The sequence below is a fragment of the Agromyces sp. NPDC058484 genome, from assembly GCF_042720415.1.
Classification (GTDB): domain Bacteria; phylum Actinomycetota; class Actinomycetes; order Actinomycetales; family Microbacteriaceae; genus Agromyces.
Genome location: NZ_JBHXMP010000003.1, coordinates 63,627 through 81,669 on the forward strand (window position 1 = coordinate 63,627; position 18,043 = coordinate 81,669).

Consider the following 18,043-nt stretch of genomic DNA (forward strand, 5'->3'; position numbering starts at 1 on the left):
AGCACATCCTAGGGACATCCGCCCGTGAGGCCGCCGAGCGGCGGCGGCGTGTGCGGCCGGGCGGAACACGCGGCATCCGTCGGATGTTGCAACGAGTGCAGGATGACCTGCGACGATGGTGTCTGACCGTCGGCGCAACCGACCGGAAGGAACACTCATGGCGTACCCCGTGAACAAGACCGACGAGCAGTGGCGCGCCGAACTCGACGACGAGCAATACGCGGTGCTGCGCGAGGCCGCGACCGAGCGCCCCTGGACGGGCGACCTCCTCGACGAGGAGCGCGCGGGCGTGTACACCTGCGCCGCGTGCGGAGCGGAGCTCTTCAAGAGCGGCACGAAGTTCGACTCGGGCTGCGGCTGGCCGAGCTTCTACGAGTCGGTTCGCCCCGAGGCGGTCGAGCTCCGCGAGGATACGACGCTCGGCATGGTGCGCACCGAGGTCCGATGCGCGAACTGCGGCTCGCACCTCGGCCACGTCTTCCCCGACGGGTTCGGAACGCCCACCGGCGATCGCTACTGCATGAACTCGATCTCGCTCGGCTTCACTGCGGAGTCCTGAGTCGTGGCCACCGCCCTCGAGGCGGCGCTCCTGCGGAGGTCGTCGTCGAAGGTGACGGATGCCGCACCCGACGACGAGGCCCTCATGATCTTGCTCGAGGGCGCGGCCCGCGTCGCCGACCACGCCTCGCTCCGGCCATGGCGCCTCATCGCGCTGCGAGGCTCTGCACGGGAACGACTCGGCGCGGCACTCGTCGGCGCGGCCGGCGCCGAGGGCGATGCCGCGACGAAGCTCGCCGGAAAGCCCCTGCGCGCCCCATTGCTGCTGGCAGTCGTCGTCGTCACGACGCCGGGGCACGCGAAGGTGCCCGAATGGGAGCAGGAGGCGTCTGCCTCGGGCGTCGCGCACCTGCTCAGCCTGTTGCTCGACGAGGCGGGATGGGGCGTCATGTGGCGCACCGGGCCGCACACGCGGCATCCGCTCGTCGCCGATATGCATGGCCTGGCAGCGAACGAGCGCCTGCTCGGCTGGCTCTACGTCGGCGGCGTGCCGGCCGGCCGCCGGGCCGGCCGCCACGGCCACCCCATCGCCGCCGCGCGCCTGACCACGCTCGACTAGGGTGGCGGCGCCGCGTGCGCTGCGGCGGCCGCAGTCGGTGCGACGGCGACGTGCCTGCGCCGCGACCATCGCACGCCCGCGATCATGACCGCGACGAGCGCGAGCACCGTGCCGCCGATCGTCGCGACGTCGACGGAGCCTCCGGCGGTCGGCAGCAGCAGGTCGAGCGAGAGGGCCGCCGCGAGCTGGCCGGCCACGCCGCAGAGCGCCAGCACGAGCACTCCGACGATGCGTACGAGCACCGCCTGTCCGGCGATGAAGATGCAACCGACTGCGCCGCCCGCGTACAGCCACCACTCGCCCGGAAGCGACTCGGGCCAGCCGGCGGATGCCGCGTGCACGAGCATCACCGTGACGAGCGCCACGGTTCCGACGGCGAAGTTGACGACCGTCGCCGTGAGGGCGCTCTCGGCGATGCTGCGCACGCGGCCGTTGACGGCCTGCTGCCAGCCGGCGCCGACGCCCGCCACGAATGGCAGGAGCATGAGCACGAGGGGCATGTCGCGCGCCAGCTGCGCCGAGACGGCCCACGAGACAGCGACCAGCGCGAGCGCCGCACCCCCGACGCGGGTCGGCGTCAGCGGTCGGCGGCCGCCCGGTCCGAGGCCGATCAGATCGAACACGACGCCGCCTAGCGTCTGGCCCGCCACGATCGCGACGGTGAAGAGGGCCACTCCGATGATGCCGACCGAGAGCCCCTGGGTCGTCACGAACCAGGCGCCCGCGAGTCCGCCGAGCACCATCCACCACGCGAGCCGCCGGTCGCGGAGCGCCGCCGTCACGTTCGCGAGGCCGCGCCGCCCGGGTCGCCACACGCCGAGTGCGAAGAGGAGGATCACGAGTCCGCTGCCGAAGGTGATCGTCGCGGCCGAGTACGGGTCGTCGATGGCACGGGCGAGCTCGCCGTTGATGCGGGACTGCGCGGCGGTGAGCGCGCCGCACGCGAGCGCGAAGACGATCGCGAGCCAGTACGGGAGGCGCGTCGTCTCGGCGTGCGCGTGCCGGTGCCCGTGCGGGACCGGCGGTTCGGGCGAAGCCTCGTTCGGCCGAGGGGTGGCTGCCCGTTCAGCCGGGTCGGTCGAGGCCGCGGCATCCGTGCGCGTATGTTCGGTCAAGAGCCGGCTGCGGGACTCGAACCCGCAACCACCGCTTTACAAGAGCGGTGCGCTACCAATTGCGCCAAGCCGGCGAGGGAGGATCCTCTCCCACATCCTACCGAGAGTGCGAAACTCCCGGCAGCGCGAACTCCCGACGGGGCGATGGCCCGGCACCAGCCGGACCCCCGGGTCGGATGCCGCTACTGCGCCGGTGCCGTCGGCGTGGGCGTCGGCGTCGGCGTGGACTCGGAGTCGTTGAACGTCGCGCTCGTCGCCTGGAGCACGAAGGACTGGAACTCGGCCGGATCCTCGAGCGAGCCGCCGTACTGCTGCCCGTTCACGAGCACGGTGGGAGTGCCGGTGATCGACGGGAGGTCGGAGTTCGGCACGGGTTCGGTGAGTGCTCGGTTGGTGGCATCCTGCACCCATGACTTGAACTGCGTGTCATCGATGCACCGCTCGATCGCAGGGAGGCTCGACGCCCCCGCGTCGCCGGCGAACGCCTTGAGCTCGTCGTTCGAGAGACCGGAAGAGCCCTCCTCGGGCTGGTTCTCGAACAGGAGGGCGTTGAAGTCCCAGAACGACTCGGGCGAGGCATCCGCCACGCACGCGGCCGCATTCGCGGCGCGCAGCGAGTACTGCGTGCCCGCCGACTTGTTCGTGAGGATCGCGACGGGGTGCACCTCGAGGGTCGCGGCTCCCTCTTCGACCATGGTGCGGATCGACTCGGAGTTCGTCGCCTCGAAGTCGCCGCAGAACGGGCACAGGTAGTCGACGTACACGACGATGTTCGCCACGGTGCCGCTCTCATCTGGCACGGTGGGCGTGGGCGCCTCGCCTGCGGCGAGCGCGGGTGTCTCGACGACGGTGACGCCGCCGTCGTCGCCCGCGGTCAGCAGGATGCCGTCGCTCGCCATGTTCAGGGGGCCGGGGCCCGCGGGCCGCGTGTTCTGCACGATCAGGGTGACCACGAGGGCCGCGATCGCGAGCACCGCCACGATGATCCCGCCCTGGATGAGGAATCTGTTGCGACGCTCGCGCTTCTTGTGCTCCTCGCGGAGGAGGCGCGCCTTCTCGCGCGCCGCTTCTCTGCGTTCGTTACGGGTCGGGCGTGGCTGGCTGGATCCGCCGTAGGTCATCGAGGGTCACTCCGGTTGCTGTGAGGGCGCGCGCGTATGCACGCGAACGCACCCACGATAGTAGGGAGGGTGTCTGGGAATCACCCAAGCGGATGCCGCGCGCGGGCCGTGCACCGGGTGCGAGCACCCGATGGACCCCGGCGTCCGCGGCATCCGCGCGTGGCACGTGCGCACCCGCACCGCATGCGATACTGAGGAGGCGTCAACGTCGACGCATTCCATTCACAACGGATCGTCCGGCACGTACCTGCCGGTGAAGGAGAAGCAGAACCATGGCAACAGTCACGTTCGACAACGCCACCCGCCTCTATCCCGGAGGCACCCGCCCGGCCGTCGACAAGCTCGACCTCGACATCGCCGACGGCGAGTTCCTCGTGCTCGTCGGCCCGTCGGGCTGCGGCAAGTCCACGTCGCTCCGCATGCTCGCCGGCCTCGAAGAGGTCAACGAGGGCAACATCTTCATCGGCGACCGCAACGTCACCGACGTGCCCCCGAAAGACCGCGACATCGCGATGGTCTTCCAGAACTACGCGCTGTACCCCCACATGACCGTGGCCGAGAACATGGGCTTCGCGCTCAAGATCGCGGGCGTCGGCAAGGAGGAGCGCGCGGCGCGGGTGCTCGAGGCGGCGAAGCTCCTCGACCTCGAGCCCTACCTCAGCCGCAAGCCGAAGGCCCTCTCGGGCGGTCAGCGCCAGCGCGTCGCCATGGGCCGTGCGATCGTGCGCCAGCCCCAGGTGTTCCTCATGGACGAGCCGCTGTCGAACCTCGACGCGAAGCTCCGCGTGCAGACCCGCACCCAGATCGCCTCCCTCCAGCGCCGGCTCGGCGTCACGACGGTCTACGTCACGCACGACCAGACCGAGGCGCTCACAATGGGCGACCGCATCGCCGTGCTGAAAGACGGCCTCCTCCAGCAGGTCGGCACCCCGCGCGACCTCTACGAGAAGCCGCAGAACGTGTTCGTCGCGGGCTTCATCGGCTCGCCGGCGATGAACCTCTTCCATGCCGACCTCGTCGACGACGGCATCATGTTCGGCACCGCCACCGTCCCGGTCGACCGCGAGACGCTCGCCCAGTCGACCGGCAAGGTCGCGACCATCGGCGTGCGACCTGAGGACATCGTCGTGTCGCCGCACGAGGGCGAGGGCCTCGCGGTCGACGTCGACCTCGTCGAGGAGCTCGGCGCCGACGGCTACCTCTACGGGCACTCGATCGTCGAGGGCAAGCGCACCGACATCGTCGCCCGCGTCGACGGCCGCGCACACCCGAACGCCGGAGAGCGCGTGTACCTCACCGCCACGCCGAACCACGTGCACGTCTTCGATGCCGAGTCGGGCGAGCGCCTCGGCAACCGGGCGGTCGTCAGCTGATACACCCGCATCGCAGACCGATGATGCCGGTCGGGCCCTCGGCCCGGCCGGCATCGCCGTTTCCATGCGCAGGGTGAACCGCGGCTACGCTGAACTGCAATGAGCGGTTCACTCTCCATCACCTCGGCCATGGCCGACCCCGCCCTTCTCGACCTCCCATGGGAGCTCCCCCTCGAATCCTGGCCGAACGAGACCATCGCGGCGCTGCCGAAGGGCATCTCGCGGCACCTCGTGCGCTTCGCCCATCTCGCCGGGCATGTCGTCGCGATCAAGGAGACGACGGCCGAGATGGCCAAGGGCGAGTACGAGATGCTCCGGATGCTGCAGCGCCTCGAGATCCCGTGCGTCGAACCGGTGGCGGTCATCACGAACCGCACGGATGCCGAGGCCGAGGCCCTGAAGCCGGTGCTCGTCACCCGCCACCTCCGGTTCTCGCTGCCGTATCGCGCGCTGTTCTCGCAGACGCTCCGACCAGACACGGCGACACGGCTCGTGGACGCGCTCGCGGTGCTCCTCGTGCGCCTGCACATCGTCGGGTTCTTCTGGGGCGACGTGTCGCTGTCGAACACGCTGTTCCGTCGCGACGCGGGGGCATTCGCCGCCTACCTCGTCGACGCCGAGACCGGCAAGCTCTACGAGGGCGGACTCTCGAACGGCCAACGCGAGAACGACCTCGAGATCGCCCGGGTGAACATCGCCGGCGAGCTGCTCGACCTCGAGGCGGGCGGCCGGGTCGCCGACGAGCTCGACCCCGTGAACATCTCGAACGGCATCGTCGAGGCGTACCGCAGCCTGTGGACGGAGCTCACGGGCTCCGAGTCCTTCTCGACCGCCGAGCGCTGGCGCATCAACGAACGGGTCAACCGCCTGAACGAGCTCGGCTTCGACATCGAGGAACTCGCGATCAAGACCGACGACACGGGCACGACGGTGCGCATCCAGCCGAAGGTCGTCGACGCGGGCCACCACCAGCGGCGACTCCTTCGGCTCACCGGCCTCGATGCCGGAGAGAACCAGGCGCGCCGGCTGCTGAACGACCTCGACTCGTATCGCGCCGCGTACGGCAAGTCGGACTTCGATGAGGAGATGGTCGCGCACGAGTGGCTGATGCGCGTCTTCGAGCCCGTGGTGCGGGCGATCCCGGTTGAGCTCCGGGGCAAGCTCGAGCCCGCCGAGGTGTTCCACCAACTGCTCGAGCACCGCTGGTTCCTGGCGCAGCAGTCCGGTCACGATGTCCCCCTCGCCGAGGCCGTGACGTCGTACGTGAACACCGTTCTGCGACACCGGCGCGACGAGGCGACCGTGATCGGGCCGCCGACCGGGTCGATCACGACCAGCATCGACGTCGTTCCGCCCGACACCTCGTCGATCGCCGCCGTCGATCCCGACGACGAGAACGACTGGCGCCTGAAGGTCTGAGCTCGCTCGTCAGCGAGACGCGCGCAGCTTCGAGATCTCGTAGAGGGTGACGGATGCCGCGATGCCGGCGTTCAGCGACTCGGTCGACGCGCTGATCGGAATCGACACGACGGCGTCGCACGTCTCGGCGACGAGCCGCGACAGCCCCTTGCCCTCGCTGCCGACGACGACCACGATCGGACGGTCGGCCCACGAGAGGCCCGGCAGCGAGACATCCCCGCCGCCGTCGAGGCCGAGCACGAAGACGCCGCGCTCCTTCAGGGTCTTGAGCGTCTGCGTGAGGTTCGCCGCCATCGCCACCGGCACGCGGGCGGCAGCACCGGCCGAGGTCTTCCAGGCGGCCGAGTTCACCCCCACCGAGCGTCGCTGCGGCACGATGACGGCCTGCCCGCCGAACGCGGCCGTCGAGCGCAGGATCGCGCCGAGGTTGCGCGGATCGGTGATGCCGTCGAGCGCCACGAGCAGGGGTGTCTCATCGCGAGCGAGCACCTCGTCGAGCACCTCGATCGGGTGGGCGTACTCGTACGGCGGCACCTTGAGCGCGAGGCCCTGGTGCACGCCGCCCTCGCCCGCGAGCCGATCGAGCTCGGGGCGCAACACCTCGAGGATCGGGATGCCGCGGTTGGTCGCGAGCTTCAGCGCCTCCTTGACGCGGTCGTCCATCTCGACGCGAGCGGCCACGTAGAGCGTCGACGCGGGGATGCGGGCACGGAGTGCCTCGACGACCGAGTTGCGGCCCGTGACGATCTCGGACTCATCGCCCGACTTCGCCCGCCGCGAGGCGCCGGAGGCACCGCGCGGTGCCCCGGCGCGCTGGCCCTGACCGGCGACCCTGCCCTTGCCGCCTGCGGCCTTGTACCGCTCCTCGGCGGCCTTCCGCTTGCCCGCGGGGTGCCAGGCGCGATCTTCTGCTTTCGGCGTCGGACCCTTGCCCTCGAGGGCCTTGCGCCCGTGGCCTCCGGTGCCGACCTGCTTGCCGGCGGCGCCCTTGCCGCCCTTGCGCACGGCTCCGGCGCGAGACTTGCCGCTGCTGCCCTTCATGATCCCAAGCTCCAATGCGTGCCGGTCTGGCTGTCTTCGATGGTGATGCCCGCCGCCGAGAGCTCGGCGCGGATCCGGTCGGCCACGGGGAAGTCCTTCGCCGCACGGGCGGCCTGCCGGTCTTCGATGAGGCGGGTGACGAGGGCGTCGAGGGCGGATGCCGCAGGCCCGGCATCCGCGGGCGCCCAGTGCGGGTCGCGCGGGTCGATGCCGAGCACCTCGACCATGGCGACGACCTGTCCGTGCATGGCGGCCGCGTCGTGCAGCTCCTCGTCGTCGAGCGCCTGGTTGCCCGCGCGCGCGGTGTCGTGGAGCACCGCGAGCGCCTGCGGCACCCCGAGATCGTCGTCCATCGCCGCGGCGAAGGCGTCGGGGATGAGCGGGCTGCCGACGCCCGCGAACCGCGTGCCCGCGAGGCGTCGCTCCACGCGCTCGAGGAACGTGCGGATGCGGTCGACCGCGGCCTCGGCCTCGGCGAGCGAGTTCGGCGAGTAGTCGAGGGTCGAGCGGTAGTGCGCGGCGCCCAGCAGGTAGCGCACGGCGAGCGGCGAGGCGAGCCCGAGCAGTTCGCCCGCGTACACCGAGTTGCCGAGCGACTTCGACATCTTCTGGCCGCCGACGTTCACGAGCCCGTTGTGCACCCAGTACCTCGCGTATGCGTCGCCCGCCGCCGTCGACTGGGCGAGTTCGTTCTCGTGGTGCGGGAAGCGAAGGTCGAGCCCACCGCCATGGATGTCGAACTCGGCGCCGAGGTACCTGGTCGCCATTGCGGAGCACTCGATGTGCCAGCCGGGCCGGCCGTCGCCCCACGGCGACGGCCAGGATGCGGACTCGGGCTCGGACTCCTTGCGGCCCTTCCAGAGGGCGAAGTCGCGCGGGTCCCGCTTGCCGCGGGGGTCGGCGTCGGCCGCCGCCTCCATGTGGTCGCGCGACTGGCGGGTGAGCTCGCCGTAGGCGTGCCAGTTCGCGGTGTCGAAGTACACGTCGCCCGAGGCATCCGGTGCGGGGTATGCGTGGCCGCGCTCGATCAACCGAGCGATCAGCTGCTGCATCTGCTGCACGCTCGCGGTGGCGCGCGGTTCGTACGTCGGCGCGAGGATGCCGAGCAGGCCGTACGCCGCGGTGAACTCGAGTTCGACGCGATACGCGAGTGCCCACCACTGCTCGGTGCGGCCGTCGCCGGCCTCGGCCTCCTCGGCCGACGCCGCCAGGATCTTGTCGTCGATGTCGGTGACGTTTCGCACGAAGTCCACGTCGAAACCGCGGTACGACAGCCACCTGCGGAGGATGTCGTAGACCAGGGCGCTGCGCAGATGGCCGATGTGCGGGCTCGACTGCACCGTCGGACCGCAGACGTACATGCCGACGCGCCCCTCGCGGAGGGGCACGAAGTCACGCAGGGCCTGAGCCTTGGAGTCGTAGAGTCGCACGGTCACGCGTCAAGACTACCGGCGGCGAACCGACGTCAGACGGGGCGCGATCAGGCCCGGACGAGGAGTGCCGTCGCGATCGCTGCGACGCCCTCTCCGCGACCGGTGAAGCCGAGCGCATCCGTCGTGGTGGCAGCGACGCTCACGGGCGCGCCGACGATCCCCGACAGGAGCGCCTCCGCCTCGGCACGGCGGGGCGCGAGCTTCGGGCGGTTGCCGATGACCTGCAGCGTGACGTTGCCGACGACGTACCCCGCCTCGCGCACACGGCGCACCGTCTCGGCGAGGAACACCTCCCCGTGCGCGCCCTCGAATCGCGGGTCGCCGGTGCCGAACACCGCGCCGACATCGCCGAGGCCGGCCGCGGCGAGCAGGGCGTCGCAGATGGCATGACTGGCCGCGTCGCCGTCGCTGTGCCCCGAGAGCCCGCGCTCCCCCGGCCAGTGCAGGCCGGCGAGCCAGAGCGGTGCGTCGGGGTCGTCGGCGAACGCGTGCACGTCGATGCCGGTGCCGACGCGCGGCATCGTCGCCGGGCCGCCGGGTCCGCGGGCTCCACGGGCCCCGACCCGCTCGGCGACGATCGCCTCCGCGCGGCGAAGGTCGGCGGGCACCGTGATCTTGAATGCGCGCGTGTCGCCCGGCACCACGTCGATCGCGAGCCCCGCGGATGCCGCGAGCGCCGCGTCATCCGTGAACTCGGTCGTCGCGGCGACATACGCCTCTTGCAGCGCAACCCGCGGAAAGCCCTGCGGCGTCTGCACGGCCGCGAGCTCGGCGCGATCGACGGTCTCGACGACGCGACCGTGCGACCCGACCCGTTTGATCGTGTCGACGACGTCGAGCGCCGGCACGACGCCTCGACGACGTGAACGCACCGCGGCCGCGACCTCGTCGAACACGATCGACGGCGTCAGCGGCCGTGCCGCGTCGTGCACGAGCACGACGTCGACGGCGCGCGGGAGCACCGCGAGCCCGCGCGAGACCGATTCCTGTCGAGTGGCGCCACCGGCGACGACGTCGAATGCAGCGGACGCCGCGGCCGCGGCCGGCTCGTGGCGCGACCGGGTCTGGTCGACACGGTCGCCCGGCACGACCACCACGATGTGAGGCGTCTCGTGCATGCCGAGGACGGCATCGAGGGCGACGCCGAGAATCGTGTCGTCGCCGAGCGGCACGAATGCCTTCGGCTCGGGATGGCCGAGCCGGGTGCCGCTGCCCGCGGCGACGACGATGACGGCGGTGGTCGGGTCGCTCATGGGTCGAGCGTATCCACCATGCCGGTGATCGAGTGTGCGGCTAGGAGGCGAGCACTTCGTCGAGCACGGTCGAGGCCTGCTCCTCGTCGGTCTTCTCGGCGAGCGCGAGCTCGGAGATGAGGATCTGGCGTGCCTTCGCGAGCATGCGCTTCTCGCCCGCGGAGAGGCCGCGATCCTGGTCGCGACGCCAGAGATCGCGCACGACCTCGGACACCTTGATGACGTCGCCGGAGGCGAGCTTCTCGAGGTTCGCCTTGTAGCGACGGGACCAGTTGGTGGGCTCCTCGGTGAAGGGAGCGCGAAGCACCTCGAAGACCCTGTCGAGGCCCTCCTTGCCGATGACGTCGCGCACGCCGACGAGATCGACGTTCTCGGCCGGGACCTCGATGACGAGGTCGCCCTGCGTGACGTTCAGCTTGAGGTAGAGCTTCTCTTCACCCTTGATGATCCGTTTCTTCACTTCGGTGATCGTTGCGGCTCCGTGGTGGGGGTAAACGACGGTCTCGCCAACCTCAAAAAGCATGAATGTATGTCCTTTCGGCAACTTTCAGGATATCACATTCAGGATCGTGCTAAGGTTCGCCACCCCTCCCAGGCCGAGGCCGCGCCGTAGGCTACACTCGGACTCGATTCCCTCGCGCGGGCCCGGATCGCTTCGCGCGCACGCTCGCACTTGGAGGTTCTGTGAAGGCGCGTCTCGCGGCATCCGCTGCTCTGGCCATCGGTCTCGTGCTGGTCGCGAGCGGTTGCTCGATGGTCACCTACCAGGCCACCACCGAGAAGTACGAACCGAGCGACGGTGTCTCGGCGAACGTCGGCGACCTCCACCTGCGCAACGTCCTCGTCATCAGCGACGACGGCGAAGACGGCAACCTCATCATGACCGTCGTGAACAACGGCGACGACGACGTCGAGCTCGGCGTGCAGGTCGGTGCCGGCAGCGGCGAGACGCAGACCGTCGAGGTCGAATCGGGCGCCACGGTCGCCTTCGGTGTCGACGACGTCGAAGGCATCGACGTGCTCGAACCGCTCCTGCTCGAGGGGATCGGCACCCAGCCGGGTGCGCTCCTGCCGATCTACTTCCAGTACGGCGACGCCGAGGGCGTCGAGAAGCAGGTGCCGGTGCTCGACAGCCGCCTGCCCGAGTACGCCGACCTGGCGCCGTAGGGCCGATCACCGCCGCATGCGGCGCGCCGGCGGCACCCGCTACCCCTCGAAGCGGTAGCCGAGGCCGCGCACGGTGACGAGCTGCACCGGCTCCGACGGCTGCCGTTCGATCTTCGAGCGGATGCGCTTGATGTGCACGTCGAGCGTCTTGGTGTCGCCGAAGTAGTCCGAGCCCCACACTCGGTCGATGAGCTGCCCGCGGGTGAGCACGCGCCCGGTATTCCGCATGAGCAGTTCGAGCAGCTCGAATTCCTTGAGCGGCATGGGCACGACCGCGCCGTCGACCTCCACCGTGTGCCGGTCGACGTCCATGCGCACGCGCCCGCCTTCGAGGACCGCCTCGTCGAAATCCGCTACTTCGAGGCGGCGGCGGAGCACCGCCCGGATTCGCGCGAGCAGCTCCCGCGTCGAGTACGGCTTCGTCACGTAGTCATCGGCTCCGAGCTCGAGGCCCACCACGATGTCGACCTCGGAGTCCTTCGCCGTGAGCATGATGATCGGCACCGTGGAACGCGATCGGAGCTCGCGGCACACCTCCGTGCCGGGCAGGCCGGGCAGCATGAGGTCGAGCAGCACGAGGTCCGCGCCCTGCCGGTCGAACGCCGTGACGGCCGAGAGTCCGTCCTCCGCGACCTCCACGTCATACCCCTCGCGCTCGAGCAGGAAGCTGAGCGGGTCGCTGAGGGCGATCTCGTCCTCGACGAGCAGGATGCGGGTCACGTGGGTTCTCCTCGATTCGGTGCGACGGGTTCCGTCGCGAGTGCGTGAGCCGCGACATCCGCCGCGGCATCGTTCGCGCCCTTCTCGGCGCCGGGAGGGGCGGGCGGGGCATCGCCGCCGCTCCACTCCGCGATCGGCAGGCGGATCGTGAACGTCGAGCCGCGACCGGGCTGCGACCACACGCGCACGTCGCCGCCGTGGTTCTGCACGGTGTGCTTCACGATGCTGAGTCCGAGGCCGGAACCGCCGGTGTTGCGCGAGCGGGCCTGGTCGACGCGATAGAAGCGCTCGAACACCCGGTCGAGTTCGTCGGACGCCATGCCGATGCCCTGATCGGTGACCGCGATCTCCACCGTGTCGTCGACCACCTTCGCCCCGACGCCCACCCGGCCGCCCTCGTTCGAGTAGGCGATCGCATTGGCGACCAGGTTGTGCACGGCGACGACCATGAGTGCCCGGTCGCCGTAGACGTGCGCCTTCGTCGAGGCGCGAACCGCCACGTCGACGCGCTTCGACGCGGCGACGACGCGGTTCTGGTCGGCCGCCGCGGCGATGATCTCGTCGATGCCCACGAGCACATCGGGCCGCAGCGCGTCGTGCGCCTGGAGCCTGGAGAGCTCGATGACCTCGCTCGTGATGTGCGCGAGGCGCGTCGCCTCGACCGAGAGCCGACCCGCGAACCGGCGCACCTGCTCCGGCTCGTCGGCCGCGCGATCGAGGGCCTCGGCGAGGAGGCTCACCGAGGCGATCGGCGTCTTCAGCTCGTGGCTGATGTTCGCGATGAAGTCGCGTCGCACCTCGTCGAGGCGGTGGGCCTCGGTGCGGTCATCGGCCAGCACCAGCACGAACCGCGTGCCGAGCCGGGCGACGAGCACCCGAAGCCGGAGCGTCGACTCACCGAACGGACCGCGCGCCACGGTCAGCTCCCGGTCGACCGGCTCACCAGTGCGTCGAACGGATGCCACGAGCTCGAGCAACTCGGCATGCACGAGCGACTGCTGCCGCACGAGGCCCATCGCCAGCGCGCCGGGCGAGGCCTTCAGCACGTTGTTCGACGGGTCGAGCACGATGCCGGCTGACTCCAGCACCTCGAGCACCTGGTCGACGCCGTCGGGGATCGTGGGCGCGACGACTCTTGCGGCGCTCGATCCGCGCCGCTCGGCCATGTGCAGCACGATCATGAAGGCGGCGCCGAGGAAGATGCCGAAGGCCAGTGCCGTCAGCACCACCCAGATGGGGTCCATGGCTCCCACCATAACCAGCCCCGAAGCGCGCGGTTCACGCTTCCCCGAACGGCGGCGGGTAGGTTAACGAATGTTCAGCCTTCCGGCACCTGCTGTTCACCTGACGACGGGAGGATGTCGCGGGACCGGATCGAACCGGTGCGACCGTGCGTTCAGCGCGGAACCGAGCAGACAGAGGAACGTGACATGCGTGAGGTGTTCCAGCAGGAACTGCGGGAGGTGCAGGATCGACTCGTCGAGACCGCAGAGCTCGTCGCCGATTCCATCGAGAAGGCGACCCGTGCCTTCAACAGGTCCGACGTGACGCTCGCCGAGGAGGTGATCGCCGACGACTACCGCATCGACCAGCTCACGGTCGCGCTCGACGAGCTCGCCATCACGATCCTTGCCAGGCAGCAGCCCGTGGCGCGCGACCTCCGCATCGTGGTGAGCGCGCTGCGCATCAGCGCGTCACTCGAGCGCATGGGCGACATGTCGACCCACATCTCGCAGCTGGCGAGGTACCGCTACCCCGACAAGGTCGTGCTGAAGTCGCTTCGGCCGACCTTCGCCGAGTTGGGGCGGCTCGACGTCGAGATCGCCCGGAAGCTCGTAGAACTCCTCCGCACCGAGGACGTGGTGCTCGCCGAGGAGATCCGCAACGAGGACGACAAGGTCGACGCGCTGCACCTCCACGTGTTCGACAAGGTCCTCGGCGCGACCTGGAAGGGCGAGGCCGTCGAGACGGTCGACGTCACGCTCGCGAGCCGATACCACGAGCGATTCGCCGACCACGCCGTCTCGATCGCGAAGAAGGTGCAGTACCTCGTCACGGGCGACTGGGACCCCGAGAAGTCGGCGCCCTGACCGCTACTTCCTGCCCTGCGCGGCGACCGCTGCGGCTCCCGCGGCCGCAGCCTCGGGGTCGAGGTACTCACCCGGACCGAGCGGCATGAAGTCGTCGCCGAGCCGGTAGACGAGCGGGATGCCCGTGGGGATGTTGAGCTCAGCGATGTCCTCGTCGGAGATGCCGTCGAGGTGCTTCACCAGGGCCCGCAACGAGTTGCCGTGCGCCGTGACGAGCACGGTCTTGCCGGCGGCGAGGTCGGGGATGATGTCCGTCTCCCAGTAGGGCAGCATGCGCGCGACGACGTCCTTCAGGCACTCCGTGCGGGGCATCTCGTCGTCGGAGAGGTTCGCGTACTGCGGGTCGCCGACCTGCGACCACTCGGCGTCGTCGGCCAGCGGCGGCGGCGGAGTGTCGAAGGAACGACGCCAGAGCTGGAACTGCTCGGGACCGTACTTCTCGAGCGTCTCGGCCTTGTCGAGGCCCTGCAGGGCACCGTAGTGGCGCTCGTTCAGGCGCCACGAGCGGCGCACGTCGATCCAGGCGCGGTCGGCCACGTCGAGGGCGATGTTCGCCGTCTGGATGGCCCGGGTGAGCACCGACGTGTGCTGCACGTCGGGCAGCATGTCGTGCTCGACGAGCAGGTCGCCGGCGCGCTTCGCCTCGGCCTCGCCGAGATCGCTGAGCCGTACGTCGACCCAACCGGTGAACAGGTTCTTCTGGTTCCATTCGCTGTTGCCGTGGCGAAGCAGCACGAGGGTGTAAGGCATGTGGAACAGCCTAGCTAAGGGTCGCCGAGCACCATCGAGTTCACGATCAGGTCCACGTCGTCTGCGTAGTACTCGCGGTCGGACGCATACGTGGTCAGGGTGCCGTAGGTCACGGTTCCGTCCCGCTGCGCGAAGACCTGCCATTGGCGGATCGGCTCGGCGAACCCCTCGGGCAGCCAGGTGTACCGGAGCAGCTCCGCGCTCGGGGCGCCTTGCACCTCGAGCGGCGCTCGCTCCTCGAGGACGAAGGAGGGGAACCCGGATGGATCGTCGAGGTAGCTGCCGACGACGGAGTCGACGTAGGAGGCGAGGTCGCCGTCGTACGGTTCTTGGTCCACCAGCAGGTTGGCGGCGCCGGGGCAGTCCTTTGCGGCCATCAGGCGCCCGGTGCCACCCGGGGGCCTGACGGCGGCATCCCAGCCAGCCGGGACTTCCACGGTCACTCCCTCGGTTGCGAGCGTCCCCTCGAGGTCGGGCAGATGCTCCGCCCGCCGCTCCAGGACGATCGAGTCGTAGAGCGCCGGGACGGATGCCGGATCGACGCCCTCACCGCCGATTCGCGCCAGGAACAAGGCTCCACCGCACCCCGATTCGGATCCGTACGGATCGAGCCCGGTTGCCAGCTTCACGCCGGTGTCGGGTTCTGTTTCGACGAGGACGTCGGGGAGCCCCAGGAACCATCCGTCCTGGTCGGGCGCCAGATGCGCATGCGCCGCCGTGGCCGACCAGTCATGCAACTGCCGGTCGAGGTGCGACAGCACGTCAACGGCGTCGAACACCACGCCCTCCACTCGCCGAAGCGTGATCCCAGACGTCTCCGTCGGGCCGAGGTGCCATTCGACGCCGTTGTCCGTGGACTCCTCCCAATCACCGGGGACGACGGCGCTGAGCCCGAGGAGCCGCGACTCGCGCCGCTCGAGGCCGTCATCGCTCGCCCAATCGGCGTGCAATGCGATCCGCTGTCCGTCGGTGTAGACATCCGCGCGATACTGTCCGGGTTCGAGCAGGTCGCGGGCCGCCACCGGAGTGTTCAGGTGGGATCCCCAGTAGAGCGTCGTGTACGTCGGCTGCGACAGCACCGCCCACGTCATGTTGTCGCCGGGGCGGTAGTACCAGACGATCGAGTCCACGGGCGTGTCGACCTCGGTGTCGACCTGGACCTCCTGCGGAAAGACCTCCAGGGTGGCGCCGGCGAGCGCCGCATCCTCTCGGGTCGACTCGCGCTGACCGAGGATCGCCAGACGATACCCGCTCAGATCGTCAGCGACGCTCAAGAGCTCCAGATCCGCGAGCGCGGCCAGGAGCATGTTCGCAGTGAGGCCCCAATCGAGGAGGCCGCCCCCGACGCATTCCGCTTCGGGCTCCAGACAGTCGACGGCCTTCTCATACGCCGTCAATGCTGCGCCGCGCTCGCCGAGCGCCGCGAGCGCCAGCGCCCGGTTGAACCGGAACGCATGCACCCCTTGGGCCAGTTCTCGAGGCTGGTCTTCAAGCTGTGCCAAGGCGTCATCGGTATGTCCCATGCCGATTCGGAGCGCGCTCTCATCGTCCTGTTGGATCCCGTGGAGAATGTGGAACCACCCGAGGTTCCCGACCAGCAACGGGGTCGACGGTCCCAGCTCGACCGCCCTCGAGATGTCCGCGATGAGAGCCGGCACGACGTCCCGGTCGACGTCGGACGAGATGTACGGCCAGTCGTATGTCACGGCGGGGCAGTGCCGCGACCATGCCATGGCCTCGAATGCCGGCCCATATCGATCGAACGCCTCGATCGCGGCCTCCACTCGCCCATGAGACGCACACGGGTCTTGAGACCCGGCCGCGAGGTCCGCGGCGAATCGCTGCACGGCATCCGTGTTCGGAATCCGGGCACGCCAGAGCAGGTCGGGTGCCGTGAGGAGACCGAAGACCACTCCGGCGGCCATGGCCGTCGCCCCCATCGCAAGCAGGGATCGAGAGCTGCGTGCCGACCGCTCGGAACTGGAGGCAAGGGCGAGGAGGAACCCGGCGAGCCCCAGCACCACCAGCGCGATCGTCAGGGTCGACGCGTGGGACGACCAGATGCGAGCGCTGTCGCGTGTCACCGCGGCCGCGATGTCGCACTCCCGGGAGGCCTGCTGTTGCTTCAGCACATGCCACGCGTAGACGTCGATCTCGGGGTTCGTTTCGCGTGAGGCGTACAGCTCGCTCGGAGGGAGCGCGTCCACGGGTTCGGCTTCGGAGCAGCCGTCGACGCCACTGTCGTTGAAGACGGTGTCGTTTCCTCTGGCACCACGCTCGATCCGTTGGCTCTGCGTGTCGAACATGACGCGCGTGGCGGCGATCTCGGCGAGATCGCCGGCAGCATCGGGGTCCGTCACGGCGAGTTGGCGAGCGGCGACCTCCTGCGCCTCGAGCTGACCGACGATGGGCAAGGTCGACAGGTCTCGGAGTGCCTGTTGCTGGCCGCTGCGCTGCAACTCCTGCGCCAGCTCGGTCAGTCGGTCGCCGTCCGACTTCGCATCGCGCTCCTGGATGGAGACGAGCGAGAGTCCCACCGCGGCCGCCGAGAACGCGATGAGTGTGATGGCGCCGGTGATCTCAGCCCACCACTGGAAGCGTCCGGGTGTGGTCGGGGTCGGCTCGTCGGGGCGGCCGCGCCGCCGCAGCCACCACCACTGCACGACGATGATGATCGAGAGACCCGCCAGCACGCCGACGGTGAGCGGCCAGGCGACTCCGTTGACGACGAGGAGTATCGTCCCCACTGCGAAACTCAGAGCGCACACGAGCAGCGTCGTCTGCCGCGAACGCCGAGCGGTTCGCATGTGCAGCCTTCCAGGACGGCGAGCCTGGTCGCCCAGCTGATCGATGGCGATCGCGGCCGCCACGACGATCGCGAAGAGCAGCGCAGCAAGCATCAGCGCCTGCTCGTTCCTGTCGCGTTCGGCGGCCCGGTGGACGAACTCGGCGCCGTCGCCGTGAGTGGGGACGTAATCTACGCCCTGCAGGCTCTGCACCGTCTGGGCGGCACGCGTCGCAGAATACGCAGCCTCCTCTGCCTCGACGCCCGCCCCGCACTCCGCCGCCCGATCTCCGAGCAGGAGCGGCCTGAGCATGTCCAGTTCGAGGGTCGTCGTCACCAACTGCGAGACATCCAGATCTGGGTCGAGGTATGACACTCGCCCCATGTCGCGCTGGAAGGACACGTCGCAGTAGCGCCGGAGGATCTCGACGTCGTGATCGATCACCGTTTCCACGTAGCCGGATTGGCGGGCGGCCTCAGCGTGCACGATGCGCGATTGATCGAGGAGTTCGCCGGCTTCGTCGGCGGCCCGTGTCGCCTGGTAGACCGAGAGCGCACTGAGCGTCATCGACACTGCGATCACGGTCACCAGGAGGTCGTCACTGGAGATGAACGCGCGAGTGAAGGCAGCCACCCTGCGGCGAGAGCCGCGACGACGT

16 protein-coding genes and 1 tRNA gene are annotated in these 18,043 nt (G+C 69.7%); 6 read left to right on the top strand and 11 right to left on the bottom strand.

The window, feature by feature from the left end:
* Nucleotides 1–157: 157 nt before the first annotated feature.
* Both msrB and ACFWN7_RS03865 read left to right on the top strand, forming a co-directional pair.
* Nucleotides 158–559 (top strand): peptide-methionine (R)-S-oxide reductase MsrB, encoded by a 402-nt coding sequence (gene msrB, locus ACFWN7_RS03860; protein WP_376937402.1) that lies wholly within the window; start codon nt 158–160, stop codon nt 557–559.
* 3 nt (nt 560–562) lie between these two features.
* The gene (locus tag ACFWN7_RS03865; RefSeq protein ID WP_376937403.1) at nt 563–1,117 is read left to right on the top strand and encodes a nitroreductase family protein; all 555 of its coding nucleotides are present in this window, start codon (nt 563–565) and stop codon (nt 1,115–1,117) included.
* On the opposite strand, the gene ACFWN7_RS03870 is transcribed toward ACFWN7_RS03865, so the two are convergent.
* From ACFWN7_RS03870 to ACFWN7_RS03880, 3 genes are all read right to left on the bottom strand, one after another.
* Nucleotides 1,114–2,232 (bottom strand): DMT family transporter, encoded by a 1,119-nt coding sequence (locus tag ACFWN7_RS03870; protein WP_376937404.1) that lies wholly within the window; start codon nt 2,230–2,232, stop codon nt 1,114–1,116. The two genes, ACFWN7_RS03865 and ACFWN7_RS03870, sit on opposite strands and share 4 nt — an antisense overlap.
* Before the next feature lies 1 nt (nt 2,233).
* Nucleotides 2,234–2,306 (bottom strand) — tRNA-Thr (locus ACFWN7_RS03875).
* 108 nt (nt 2,307–2,414) lie between these two features.
* Nucleotides 2,415–3,353: a DsbA family protein gene (locus ACFWN7_RS03880; RefSeq protein ID WP_376937405.1), complete on the bottom strand. Its 939-nt coding sequence runs from the start codon at nt 3,351–3,353 to the stop codon at nt 2,415–2,417.
* 272 nt (nt 3,354–3,625) lie between these two features.
* Between ACFWN7_RS03880 and ACFWN7_RS03885 the strand changes: the two genes are divergently transcribed.
* Nucleotides 3,626–4,726 (top strand): ABC transporter ATP-binding protein, encoded by a 1,101-nt coding sequence (locus ACFWN7_RS03885; RefSeq protein ID WP_376937406.1) that lies wholly within the window; start codon nt 3,626–3,628, stop codon nt 4,724–4,726.
* A 99-nt stretch (nt 4,727–4,825) separates the two neighbouring features.
* On the top strand, nt 4,826–6,145 hold the full coding sequence (locus ACFWN7_RS03890) for a DUF4032 domain-containing protein (RefSeq protein ID WP_376937407.1): 1,320 nt from the start codon (nt 4,826–4,828) through the stop codon (nt 6,143–6,145).
* A 9-nt stretch (nt 6,146–6,154) separates the two neighbouring features.
* Here the strand turns inward: ACFWN7_RS03890 and rlmB are convergent, their stop codons facing one another.
* The 4 genes from rlmB to ACFWN7_RS03910 are packed head-to-tail and all read right to left on the bottom strand — an operon-like array spanning nt 6,155 to nt 10,395.
* Complete coding sequence (rlmB, locus tag ACFWN7_RS03895; protein ID WP_376937408.1) at nt 6,155–7,186, bottom strand: 23S rRNA (guanosine(2251)-2'-O)-methyltransferase RlmB; 1,032 nt, start codon at nt 7,184–7,186, stop codon at nt 6,155–6,157.
* The gene (cysS, locus tag ACFWN7_RS03900; RefSeq protein ID WP_376937409.1) at nt 7,183–8,622 is read right to left on the bottom strand and encodes a cysteine--tRNA ligase; all 1,440 of its coding nucleotides are present in this window, start codon (nt 8,620–8,622) and stop codon (nt 7,183–7,185) included. The genes rlmB and cysS overlap by 4 nt, the downstream gene beginning before the upstream one ends.
* A 44-nt stretch (nt 8,623–8,666) precedes the next feature.
* Nucleotides 8,667–9,872 carry a 2-C-methyl-D-erythritol 4-phosphate cytidylyltransferase gene (gene ispD, locus ACFWN7_RS03905; RefSeq protein ID WP_376937410.1) on the bottom strand — a complete coding sequence of 402 codons (1,206 nt, stop codon included), beginning with the start codon at nt 9,870–9,872 and terminating at the stop codon, nt 8,667–8,669.
* Nucleotides 9,873–9,912: 40 nt separating this feature from the next.
* Nucleotides 9,913–10,395 (bottom strand): CarD family transcriptional regulator, encoded by a 483-nt coding sequence (locus ACFWN7_RS03910; RefSeq protein ID WP_159603022.1) that lies wholly within the window; start codon nt 10,393–10,395, stop codon nt 9,913–9,915.
* Between the two features lie 161 nt (nt 10,396–10,556).
* Between ACFWN7_RS03910 and ACFWN7_RS03915 the strand changes: the two genes are divergently transcribed.
* Nucleotides 10,557–11,039: a hypothetical protein gene (locus ACFWN7_RS03915; protein ID WP_376937411.1), complete on the top strand. Its 483-nt coding sequence runs from the start codon at nt 10,557–10,559 to the stop codon at nt 11,037–11,039.
* 39 nt (nt 11,040–11,078) lie between these two features.
* Here the strand turns inward: ACFWN7_RS03915 and ACFWN7_RS03920 are convergent, their stop codons facing one another.
* Nucleotides 11,079–11,759: a response regulator gene (locus ACFWN7_RS03920; protein ID WP_376937412.1), complete on the bottom strand. Its 681-nt coding sequence runs from the start codon at nt 11,757–11,759 to the stop codon at nt 11,079–11,081.
* On the bottom strand, nt 11,756–13,003 hold the full coding sequence (locus ACFWN7_RS03925) for a sensor histidine kinase (RefSeq protein WP_376937413.1): 1,248 nt from the start codon (nt 13,001–13,003) through the stop codon (nt 11,756–11,758). The genes ACFWN7_RS03920 and ACFWN7_RS03925 overlap by 4 nt, the downstream gene beginning before the upstream one ends.
* 186 nt (nt 13,004–13,189) lie before the next feature.
* On the opposite strand from ACFWN7_RS03925, the gene phoU reads away from it, so the two are divergent.
* Nucleotides 13,190–13,849, top strand: a complete 660-nt coding sequence (phoU, locus tag ACFWN7_RS03930; RefSeq protein WP_376937414.1) for a phosphate signaling complex protein PhoU — start codon at nt 13,190–13,192, stop codon at nt 13,847–13,849.
* 3 nt (nt 13,850–13,852) lie between these two features.
* Here phoU and ACFWN7_RS03935 read toward each other — a convergent pair whose 3' ends face one another.
* Both ACFWN7_RS03935 and ACFWN7_RS03940 read right to left on the bottom strand, forming a co-directional pair.
* Nucleotides 13,853–14,599 (bottom strand): phosphoglyceromutase, encoded by a 747-nt coding sequence (locus ACFWN7_RS03935; RefSeq protein ID WP_376937415.1) that lies wholly within the window; start codon nt 14,597–14,599, stop codon nt 13,853–13,855.
* Between the two features lie 14 nt (nt 14,600–14,613).
* Nucleotides 14,614–17,973 (bottom strand): hypothetical protein, encoded by a 3,360-nt coding sequence (locus tag ACFWN7_RS03940; protein WP_376937416.1) that lies wholly within the window; start codon nt 17,971–17,973, stop codon nt 14,614–14,616.
* Nucleotides 17,974–18,043: the final 70 nt, after the last annotated feature.